Here is a 10,588-nt window from a genome sequence, read left to right as displayed (position 1 = left end):
CGCCAGGCCGCATGCGACTCCTGCTCCCGCTCCTCGTGCTGCTGCTGGCCGCATGCGCGACCTCGGCGTCCACCGTGCAAGAGGACGAGGTCCCCGAGACCGTGTCCTCCTCCTGGACGGAGGCTCGTGCGGACCCGACCTGCGTGGTGCCGCTGTGTGACGGGGAGCGCTGCGCCATCTGGCGTTGCCAGCACGTGGCGGAAATGGAGGAGGAGGAGGCCCCCCCCATCATCCTGGCGAGGGGAACCCTCCCGGTGGCCCGCCCGCCCATGGTGTTCCGGCCAATGCCGGGGCTGCGTCCTCCAACGGACGCAAACCTGTCCACGGAGTTGCGCTCTCCACTCGCGGACACACCCGAGCGCTGGTGGGGACACCCCGTGGCGGCGCCCACCTCCGCGGATCCCGTCTTCGAAATCCCCTGGCACAACTGGAAGACGCGCGACCGGTTCGTCCCCAAGGAAGTGCGCCACTGGATGTGCAGCATCCCTCCACGGGAGCCCTACGAGAAACATCACATCTTCCCGCAGCAGAATGCGTTGGCCACGTGGATCAAACGCCAGGACATCGACATCCACGCATTCACCATTCGACTGCCCAGAAGCTTCCACCAGTGGCTGCACAGTGGCGGACCAGAGGGTGGGCAATGGAATGAGGCCTGGCGGCAGTTCATGGACGAGAACTACAAAACCGCCAAAGCCGCAGACATGTGGCGGTTCGCTAGCGAACTCATGATGCGATTCGGTGTAAATGGGCCCCTCGTTCCCTACTATTGCGACTGAGAAAAGAGGCGAAGAACTCCGCGTATGAACTATTTCCGTATCCGAGAAGACAGGTCCGCAGATTACACAGGTTCTGTTGATGCCTCACATCGATGGGGGCTACCGGGCGTCCGTTGCCCGGTGTGTCTGGACGCATGGAGCGGCGGCGCCAATGTCTACCCTTCGGTTGACTTGACGCCGATCCTCTCACTGGCCGATTTCGAAACGCCCCGGGCCGAATCCATCGAGGAGTACGAACGGCTATGCGAGCTGGTGCGCCCCCTGCTGCCTCCGGGTGCGCAGTTGGAGCCAGGAGCGGGATTCGGTCCGTTTGAGGGTAAGGCCCAGGGCCGTTTCGGACCACTGTTCACAGACTTCTCCGCGGTGCTGCTGGTTCAACGAGAGGCCCTGAATAAGCTCCAGGCCGAGGGACTCCGAGGACTCAAGGGCTGCCCTACAGCCCTGCGCTTCCGTCAGCGCAACTCGCCCGAACTGCTCGAGCTGGAGCTCCTCCCCGTGGGCCGTCTGCACCCCGACTGCCTCCCGCCCAACCCTCAGCCCCCCTGTTCCCGTTGTGGCCGCCTGAAGCACCCCCTCCCGAAGCCCCCGATACTGGACGCCTCCACCCTTCCCGAACACCTCGACCTGTTCCGGCTGGAGGACTACTCCAACGTCAACCTCTGCACCGGGCGTTTCGTGGAGGCGTGTCAGCGTCTGGGATTGGATGGCGTTGTCTTCCAACCCCTCGGCGTCAGCGCCGGTCCATGAAGATCCGCAGGATGTACCAGAACAGCAGGGCCACGGAGGAGAGCAGCGTCAGCGCCGCCGCCACGTGGGAGCCCACCGGGTAGTGATGAAGCACGTTGGACGTGTAGTAGAGGATGTACCCCGCCGCGACCACGACCATCACCGCCGCGAAGAGCGTCCCCAGGGTGAAGCCGAAGAGGATCGACACGACGATCAGCCCCAGGGCCGCGAACCCCGCGACCATCAGCGCGGGACGGAGCCACGAGAAGTCACGCCGCGTGATGAAGACCGTACCCGTCAGCCCCACGAAGACAATCCCGGTGAGCACCCCCGCCTTGGCGATGATGTTCGGGTCCTTGGAGAAGTACGCGGCCACGTACAGCAGCGGGAGCATGATGACGGCCTCCGCCACCACGTACAGGCCGAGCCCGAGGTACTGCATGCCGGGGGAGCTCGCGGTCCGGGCCCACCGGTCGGCCACCCATCCCACGACCATGAAGGCGGCCAGGACGATCAGCCAGCTCATGCGCCCGCCGAGCATCGTCCGCACGAGCGGCTGCGCCAGCGATGAGTTGAGCAGCGCCGCCTCCAACGCGATGAAGGCCAGCACCGCGCCTCCCAGGTGGAGGTACGTCTTCCGGATGAAGGCCATCCGCTCCGAGATAGGAGCGTCCGCGGCGATCATCCCGCCTGTCGCAGTGTTCCAAGCCATGTCTCGTTCCTCCTCTCGTCACACGTCGAAGTCGCCCAGGTCTCCGCCCAGCTCCTCGCCAAAGCCCGCATCGTCCCCGGTGGCCGCGTCCTCCCACTGCTCCGGCGCCACCCCCGCCTCATCCCCCCAGCCACCGTCGTCGAAGCCACCCAGGAACTGGTGCGCGATCGCCGAGCCGATCACCGTCCCGGCGATGCTGCCCAACAGGCTCCCCGCGAACATGCCCCCGAGGCTCATTCCTCCGAACGAGCGCTCCAGCGTCCCGGGCTGCCGCAGCTCGGCGCGTGTCGCCATTCGCGCCAGTGCTCTCGGGTCCGGGTCATTCGCGGCCGCCGCGCTCCCTTCCGCCATGGGCAGGGCCCGGCTCAACTCCCGGAGGACCTGGGCCCGTTGCGCGGGCGTCAGCTGCGCGAAGGCCTCGGCATGGGCCTGCTCGAGGGCTTCCGGCGGCGCCGTCCGCAGCAGGTACCGGTAGCGGGCAAGCGCCTGCTCGTCGGCGCTGGGAACCGCGGCCCCTCTCCGTTCCGTCCTCGAGCTGGGGGAACCCCCACCGAAGATGCGGTCTAGAAACCCCATGTGAACCCTCCTGACTGGCCTCCCATCGGGAGCAGTCGTCACACGGTGGAGACCGGACGTCCGCGTTGCTCGGCCGCATGACCGCTCGCCGGCGGCGCCAGCCCCAGGGGTAACCCGAGGGCCGAGCCCCCGGAGAGCCGCCCGGCCGGCCCATGCCGCACCGCGTCGTTTTCCTCCCCCACTCCCTCGCGTTCCGTGGCAGGAAGTCGCCCGGACATCCGGAGGGACACACATGGCGGAGTTGAGCTATCGCACGGCGCTGGTGACGGGAGCCTCGAGTGGCCTGGGACGCGGGCTGGCGCTCTGGTTCGCCCGGCGGGGCGTCAAGGTGTACGCCGCGGCCCGGCGCCGCGACAACCTGGAGGCGCTCGCCAACGAGGCCCGCGCCGCCAATGCCCACATCGAGCCGGTGGAGCTCGACGTCGCCGACGCCGACAACACCCTCGCCCGCATCCGCGAGCTGGACGCCGCCTGCGGCGGGTTGGACCTCGTCGTCGCCAACGCCGGCTTCGGCCAGGAGACGTCCGGCAAGCGCATCAAGTGGGACATCGTCCAGAAGGTCATCGACGTCAACGTCACCGGTGCCGCCGCCACCCTGAGCGCCGTGCTCCCGCAGATGGTGGAGCGCAAGCGCGGCCACATCGTGGGCGTGGCCAGCATGGCCGCCTTCCGCGGCCTGCCGCGCAACGCCGCCTACTCCGCCTCCAAGGCCTTCCTCTCCACCTTCATGGAGAGTCTGCGCGTGGACCTGCGGGGCACCGGCGTCCAGGTCACCTGCCTCTACCCGGGCTTCGTGAAGAGCGAGATGACGGCCCAGAACAAGTTCCAGATGCCCTTCCTCCTCGAGACGGAGGAGGCCGTGGAGCTGATGGCGAAGGCCATCGTGCGAGGGGACGCGCAGTACGCCTTCCCCTGGCAGATGGCCCGCCTCATGGGCCTGGTGAAGCAACTGCCCAACGCCCTCTTCGACGCCGCCATGCGCAAGGCGCGCTGAGGACTACGGCGCGCCCATGATGAAGTCCTGCACGCCCACGGCGCCCTTCTCCGGCGCCACGTCGTCGGGCTGCGTGCCCTTCTTGAACCAGATGTTGGTGGCGTCCTTCGTCCCGGACGAGGCGATCTTCCCCGTCTTCTTGTCGATGCGCAGCAGCATCATGCTCTCGCGCAGCCACTCGGGCGGCCAGAACTCGGACTGGGGACGCGCCGCCAGCGCCGGCTTCATGTAGTTGAGCCAGATGGGCAGCGACGCGCGGCCACCCGTCTCGTAGCGGCCCAGCGGGTGCTCGTTCTTGTCGTAGCCCACCCACGTCACCGTCACGAGGTCGCGCGTGAAGCCGGCGAACCACGTGTCGAACGAGTCGTTGGTGGTCCCCGTCTTGCCCGCCGCCGGCTTGCCCAGCTTCTGCGCGGGGCCGCCTGTGCCCTCCGTCACCACGCCGCGCAGGAGCGACGTCGTGATGAAGCCCGTCTCGGGGCTCATCACCTGATCGCCCGGCTCGAACAGCCGCGCGTAGCCCGCCGCCACCCGGTCCTGCAGCGGCGCCCACGCGTCGTCGTACGCCGTGTGGTCCTCCAGCGTGCGGCCGAAGCGGTCTTCAATCTTGCGGATGAAGTACGTGGGCTTCTTGCGGCCGTAGCGGTTGAAGACGGCGTACACGTTGGCCAGGTCGTACGGGTACACGCACGAGGAGCCCAGCGCCGCCGAGAAGTCCATGTTCATCGGCGTGGTGAGGCCCAGCTTCAGGCTCCACTCGGCCATGTTCTTCACGCCCACCGCCGCGAACGTCTTCACCGCGGGGATGTTCATCGAGTTCACCAGCGCCGTGCGCAGCAGCACGTCTCCGAGGAACTCGTCGCTGTAGTTGTCCGGCTTCCACGCGACGCCGTTCTCCGGGTCATGCTCCACGATGGGCGAGTCCACGATGATGGTGGCGCCCGTCCACCCCAGCTGCTCCAGCGCGGCCGAGTACACCAGCGGCTTGAAGGAGCTGCCCGGCTGGCGGCACGCCTGGAACGCGCGGTTGAACTCGTTGGCGTCGAAGTCATACCCGCCCACCATCGCCGTGAGGTACTGGCGGTGCGGGTCGATGGACACCAGGGCGCTCTGCAGCTCCGGCTCCTGCTCCAGCCGGAAGAGCGGCACGCCCTCGGGGATCTCCTTGTCCATCTTCCGGTCGAACTGGACGCTGTCGTCCGTGAGCTCCTTCTTCACCACGTGGCGCACGACGATGACGTCGTCCACGTTGAGCACCCGCCTGGCGGAGGTGAGCATCAGCCCCGGGTAGTAGCCCTCGGGGTTCACCTTGCGCGCCCAGCGCATGCCCAGCAGCGGCAGCAGGCCCTTGTGCGGCCCCACCTGCACCTCCGCGCCCTCGGCATCCACCTTCGTCACCCGCGCCACGTACAGCTTGTTCTCCTGGAGCGGCTCGTTGCCCATGGCCTTCATCGAGGTGTCGATGAACTCCTTGCGCTCCTGCTCCGTGGCCAGCTGCTTCACCGGCCCGCGGAAGCCCTGGCGCTTGTCGATGGCCATCAGCCCCTCGAGCACCGACTCCTGCGCGGCGCGCTGGCGCTCGCTGTCCATGGTGGCGAAGACCTTCAGGCCCTCATTCAGCAGCGTCTTGTTGGTGTAGCGGTCCACCACGTTGCGGCGCACCTGCTCGGTGAAGTACGGGGCGAACTCGTGGAAGACGTCCTCCACCGGGTACACGTTCACCGGCTCGGCGTCCGCCTGGGCCCGCTCCTCCGCGGAGATCATCCCCTCGTCGAACATGCGCTTGAGCACGTACGAGCGGCGCTTCTTCGCCGCCTCCGGCTTCTTGAAGGGCGAGTAGCGGCTGGGCGCCTGCGGCAGGCCGGCGATCAGCGTCATCTCCCCCAACGTCAGGTCGCGCACGTCCTTGCGGTAGTAGTTCTCCGCCGCGCTCTGCACGCCGTAGCTGTGGTGCCCGAGGAAGACGTTGTTCAGGTAGAGATAGAGGATCTCCTCCTTCGTCAGCGACTCCTCCAGGCGCCGGGCGAGGATGGCCTCGCGGATTTTACGCGTGAGGTTCTTCGCGGTGGCGCTCTCGTAGCCCTCGGCGGCGATGAGCACGGCCTTCGCCGTCTGCTGCGTCAGGGTGGAGCCACCCTGCACGCTACCGCCCAGACCCAGCTTCTTGCGAATCGTCTTGGTGGCGGCGCGCGCCGTGCCCAGCACGTCCACGCCGTAGTGGTCGAAGAAGCTCGAGTCCTCGCTGGCGATGAACGCCTGCACCAGACGCTTGGGGATGCGCTCGTAGGGCACCACCTTGCGGCGGTGGTGGTAGAACTCGCCGGCCAGCACCGCGTCATCGGTGTAGACCTCGGTGACGATGGGCGGCCAGTACTGGTCCACCTTGGGGATGTCCGGCAGCCCCTGCGAGTAGTGGTAGTACACACCCGCCACGGCCATCACCGCGGCGGTGGCGCCCGTCAGGGTGGCCCAGGCCGCGAACTTCAGCAGGCGCACCCAGATGGGGCGCTTGGGCGGAACACCGTCGAGCACCAGCTTCGACTCGGAGCGATCGGTCTTCTCGGGATTCTGACTCATGAGGGTTCCAGCGCGGCGCGCTTGAGCACGTCCTTCAACTCCGGGGGCATATCCGCCTCCACCGCCACCTTGCCCCCGTGAGCCGGGTGGGGAAACTCTATGAACTCGGCATGCAGGAACAGGCGTTTGAGCCCCCATCGGGCCCGCACATCCCTGTTGAAGCCGAAGTCACCGTATTTCTTGTCCCCGGCCACCGGGTGGCCAATGGCGGCCAGATGCCTTCTTATCTGATGAGTGCGTCCGGTCTCGATGACGCAGGAGAGGAGGGCTACCTCGCCCGATTGCTTGATGACCTTCCATCGAGTCACGGCCTCCTGCATGTTCACCCCGCGACGGGCCTTGGACTCGGCCGTCTGCTGGTGCTCAGCGAGCGGCAGGTTAATGACCCCCGAGTCCTTCGGCATCCGGCCTTTGACCAGTGTCAGATACCTCTTGCGCGGATGTCCGTTGGTGAAGAGTTCCGTGAAGTGGACCATCGCCGGCCGGCGCTTGGCGACGAGGATGACGCCGCTCGTCTCCCTGTCCAGCCGGTGAGCGGGGCTGGCGGCGAAGTCGTTGCGCACCGCCTTGGGCCCCAGCCAGGCGCGCACATAGTCCACCAGCGTGCCCCCGGTGATTCCACTGCCGGTGTGGACGGCCATCCCACTTGGCTTGTCCACGGCCATCATCCAGTCGTCCTCGAAGAGGATGACCAGCTCGCTGGGGTCCACGGGGGGAGGGGGTGGGGGTTTGCGCTCCTCGGGGCTGGCGGGGGCGAGGAGCTGCTCCTCGGTCCCCCGGATGGAGATGGTGTCGCCGGCGGCCAGGGGCTGCTCTGGCTGGGCCCGCTTGCCGTTCACCCGCACCTTCTTCACGCGAATCATCTTGAAGAGGTGAGAGGTGGGCACGTTCGCGAGCTTCTTGCGGAGGAACTTGTCCAACCGCATGCCCGCGCTGTCTTCCTCGATTCGGAACTCGATCATTTGACTGGCGCCCGGACCTCACCACACCGATAAATTCGGGTCCATGCCGAAAGCCCCCACGATTGAACAGCTCCTGCAGAACGGAAGCGCCGAGTGGAACCGCCTGCGCAAGTCGGGCAAGGTGCCCACCGAGCACACGGGCGCGACCTTCGCGCAGCTCTTCTCCGCCAATGCGGACCTGTCCGGACTGGGACTGGTGGGCAGCGAGTGGGAGCGCTGCGACCTGTCCAAGGTGAACTTCCGCGATACGGACCTCTCCAACGCCTACTTCCACGGCGGACGCCTCCAGGATTGCGACTTCCGGGGCGCCAACCTGGAAGGCGCCACCTTCGAGAAGCTCAAGCTCCTGCGCTGTGACTTCACGGGCGCCAAGGGCCTGGAGGAGGCCGACTTCGACGAGGTGGACATGGACCGCGTCACCGGCCTGGACGGAGAGGAGGCCCCGCCGCCCCCGCCCCCGCCGGTGCAGGGCATCACCGCCTTCACCCGCGAGCAGCGCGACAAGGTGATGGGACCGGGCTCCCTGCTGGCCCCCGCCTCCGAGCAGCAGCAACAGCCGTCCGGCGAGGGCGAGCTGCCCCCCTTCAAGCCCCAGGACAACCCGGGCCAGCTCTTCTTCCGCGCCCTCAAGCGCCTGGGCGCTCCCCCGCTCTGGGTGCTGGACGTGGCCGGCCTGCGGCCCCTGCTCCCCGCGCGCCTGCCCCCGGGCAGCTCCCTGGAGACGCTCTACCGCGAGGCGGTGAAGACGCGCCTGGAGAACAAGAAGCCCGCGGCGGACCCCGGCGCGGTGGAGCGGGCCCAGCGCTCGCTGCGCATGGGCGCCAAGGACTCCAACCTCGCCGCCATGTACCTGCGCGAGGTGGGCGTGGTGCCCTCCTTCCGCTTCTCCGCGGCCAAGGTGCTCAAGGACGCCCTGCGCGAGGAGCTCGCGGTGGATGACCTCACCGGCTCGGTGGACCCGCGCACCACCGGCGCGCTGCTGGAGCTGCGGCTGCCGCAGGAGGTGGTGGAGCACACGCACGAGGTGCGCCGCCGGCTGGCCGCCACGCAGCTGTACACCGCGCTGCTGGAGGCCGGCTTCAACCCGGACAACAACTGGGAGGAGGCGCTGGAGTCGGCCGAGCCCGCCATGGAGCTGGCGCAGCTGGCCACCGGCGAGGACCGGCAGGCCCTGCTCGAGGGCTTCCAGGTGTTCTCCGCCCTGCCCGAGGAGGCCCGGCTGCGCCGTCTGGCCTACCTGGCCGAGTCCCTCAACCACCTGGAGCTCCTGGGCCGGCTGCCCGAGGGCATGGAGCCCGCCTGGCTCTCCGGCCCCGAGACGCGCGAGTGCCATGACCGGGAGATGACGTACGTGCAGGCCCTGCGCGCCGACGACATCCCCCGCAAGGTGGCCGCGCTGGCCAAGGCCGAGCTGGGCGTGCCCGAGGGCGAGGTGCCCGAGGAGAGCGAGGACGACCTCTTCGTCCACCTGCGCTGCGACGTGTGCGGCAAGGAGAAGCTCATCGTCCAGTCCCCCGCCGAGGAGTAGGGGGGCGGACGGGGGGAGTGAACGGTCCGGGACACTCCCCCTGTCCCAGCTGGTACACCCGCCGGGCCCCGGGTCACGCAAGTGGCTGGAATCCGGGGCCCGAGGGCGCGGCACGCCGGGTGCTTTGGGGAGGGGCACGTGAGCCAACGGGCTCATGAGTTCCTTCACCCCACCTTGGAGCACTCATCCATGAAACGCCTCCAGCTTCTCACGCTCGGCCTGTTCGCGCTGGCCTTCGGTCTGGTCACCACCGGCTGCGGCAACCAGAACAGCGTCACCATCAAGCTCACCGACGCCCCGGGCGACTTCAAGGCCGCCGTCGTCACCATCTCCGAGGTCTACCTCCAGGGTGAGGAAGGCCGCGTGGTCCTCAGCAACCAGGCCACCACCACCAACCTGGTGACGCTGGCCAATGACACGAAGGACATCGTCAAGGACGCCGTCGTCCCCGCGGGCAAGTACTCCGAGCTGCGCTTCGTCATCTCCGGCGCCTACATCGAGGTGGAGCAGGAGGACGGCAGCACGGCCATCTTCGCCACCTCCAACGACTACGCGGGCCTGCCCGAGGGCGCCACCGTGGCCGGCATCCTGCAGACCCCCAGCTTCAACACGTCTGGCGTGAAGGTGAAGCTCGACGGCGACGGCGTGGAGGTCGCGGGCGAGCAGAAGGTCATCCTGGTGGACTTCGATGTGTCGCAGAGCTTCGGCAAGGACCGCGGCCAGGGCGACAAGTGGGTGATGAAGCCGGTCATCAAGGGCGGGGAGATGGTGTTCAGCGGCAGCGTGAACGTGACGCTGGCCCGGGGCGAGGGCGTGACCCTGCCCACGCTGAATGGCACCGCCCTGACGCCAGGCTCCTTCCGCGCCACGCTCCGCAGCACCGAGACCGACCCGGATGGCGCCTCCGCTCCCGCCGCCGAGGAGCTCGCCCTGACGGACCTCAACGGTGACGGCGTGTTCGAGGCCAGCTTCAAGTTCCTCGTGCCCGGCACCTACGCGCTGAGCTTCGTGGGCCCCGAGGGCCTGAGCTTCACCACCAACCCCGGCATCCCGGCCGCCGTCACCATCGGCTCGGGCACGGACCAGACGAGGGCCTTCGTGCTGACCTCGGCCTCCATCACGGTGCGCTAGTGAGCGGCTCCTCAGAAATCGGAAGAGTCCCGCGCGGACTTGTTGTATCCTGACTTCCCCAGTAGTACCCCCCTCAGCTGTACCGGACGGGGATACGGCACGGCACCGTATCCCCGTTCGGACTTTGCGGGGCTCGGGAGTTGGGGCTCAGAGAAGCGAGAGCTGTCTGGACAGAGTTTGTCTACAGCGCGAGGTCCGACGCCGTTGCGGAGAGTGCGCCAGCCGGTGACGAGCCGCACGTCGCCGAACGGCGAGGGAAACAGCCGGGGCAGTGAGCGCACCTCCTGGCCGAGCAACACCCCACGCGCCCCTCCGCGCTCACGAGAGACGTGGGCAGGCCCTTGCCCGGCACCTCCAGCACGACGAGGCCCGCCGTGGCCCTCTCCCGCACGTGCTCCTGGGCCACCACCTGCTTCGAGGGAGGGCCCCTTGTGGGCAATGAAGGGGTCCGAGAGGCCCTCGGAGACGAGGAGGAGGCGCCCTGCCTCCCGATGGATGATGGCCCAGTCCTGCCGGTGGCCCGGCCATTCGTAGCAGATGGCCCGTGGGGCAACGGCCATCTCGTCCAGCCTGCCGAGCGACTTCCACGCGGCACGTCTGGCG

Annotated in this window: 9 protein-coding genes; 5 read left to right on the top strand and 4 right to left on the bottom strand. The window is 68.1% G+C overall.

What is annotated here, in order from left to right; translation table 11 throughout:
• Positions 1 to 11 precede the first annotated feature (11 nt).
• Both sitA6 and sitI6 read left to right on the top strand, forming a co-directional pair.
• Positions 12 to 779 (top strand): SitA6 family polymorphic toxin lipoprotein, encoded by a 768-nt coding sequence (gene sitA6 / locus AC16DP_RS51395; RefSeq protein WP_329726557.1) that lies wholly within the window; start codon positions 12 to 14, stop codon positions 777 to 779.
• 24 nt (positions 780 to 803) lie between these two features.
• Positions 804 to 1,526: a SitI6 family double-CXXCG motif immunity protein gene (sitI6, locus tag AC16DP_RS51390; protein ID WP_329726558.1), complete on the top strand. Its 723-nt coding sequence runs from the start codon at positions 804 to 806 to the stop codon at positions 1,524 to 1,526.
• Here the strand turns inward: sitI6 and AC16DP_RS51385 are convergent.
• Both AC16DP_RS51385 and AC16DP_RS51380 read right to left on the bottom strand, forming a co-directional pair.
• Positions 1,510 to 2,217 (bottom strand): Bax inhibitor-1/YccA family protein, encoded by a 708-nt coding sequence (locus tag AC16DP_RS51385; RefSeq protein WP_329726559.1) that lies wholly within the window; start codon positions 2,215 to 2,217, stop codon positions 1,510 to 1,512. The genes sitI6 and AC16DP_RS51385 overlap by 17 nt on opposite strands.
• Positions 2,218 to 2,235: 18 nt before the next feature.
• Positions 2,236 to 2,793 (bottom strand): hypothetical protein, encoded by a 558-nt coding sequence (locus tag AC16DP_RS51380; protein ID WP_329726560.1) that lies wholly within the window; start codon positions 2,791 to 2,793, stop codon positions 2,236 to 2,238.
• Between the two features lie 232 nt (positions 2,794 to 3,025).
• Here AC16DP_RS51380 and AC16DP_RS51375 point away from each other — a divergent pair, with 232 nt between their 5' ends.
• Positions 3,026 to 3,787, top strand: a complete 762-nt coding sequence (locus AC16DP_RS51375) for an SDR family NAD(P)-dependent oxidoreductase (protein ID WP_329726561.1) — start codon at positions 3,026 to 3,028, stop codon at positions 3,785 to 3,787.
• Positions 3,788 to 3,790: 3 nt separating this feature from the next.
• On the opposite strand, the gene AC16DP_RS51370 is transcribed toward AC16DP_RS51375, so the two are convergent.
• Both AC16DP_RS51370 and AC16DP_RS51365 read right to left on the bottom strand, forming a co-directional pair.
• Positions 3,791 to 6,364 carry a penicillin-binding protein 1A gene (locus AC16DP_RS51370; RefSeq protein WP_329726562.1) on the bottom strand — a complete coding sequence of 858 codons (2,574 nt, stop codon included), beginning with the start codon at positions 6,362 to 6,364 and terminating at the stop codon, positions 3,791 to 3,793.
• Positions 6,361 to 7,326, bottom strand: coding sequence for an RluA family pseudouridine synthase (locus tag AC16DP_RS51365; RefSeq protein WP_329726563.1), 966 nt, complete (start codon positions 7,324 to 7,326; stop codon positions 6,361 to 6,363). The genes AC16DP_RS51370 and AC16DP_RS51365 overlap by 4 nt, the downstream gene beginning before the upstream one ends.
• 43 nt (positions 7,327 to 7,369) lie before the next feature.
• Between AC16DP_RS51365 and AC16DP_RS51360 the strand changes: the two genes are divergently transcribed.
• Entirely contained in the window at positions 7,370 to 8,854 is a 1,485-nt protein-coding gene (locus AC16DP_RS51360) for a pentapeptide repeat-containing protein (RefSeq protein ID WP_329726564.1), read from the top strand.
• Positions 8,855 to 9,043: 189 nt separating this feature from the next.
• Positions 9,044 to 9,985 (top strand): DUF4382 domain-containing protein, encoded by a 942-nt coding sequence (locus AC16DP_RS51355; protein ID WP_329726565.1) that lies wholly within the window; start codon positions 9,044 to 9,046, stop codon positions 9,983 to 9,985.
• Positions 9,986 to 10,588 lie beyond the last annotated feature (603 nt).

The sequence above is a fragment of the Archangium sp. genome, from assembly GCF_057119385.1.
The sequence above is the reverse complement of the archived record's forward strand: the minus strand, read 5'-3'. Positions and strand labels throughout refer to the sequence as shown.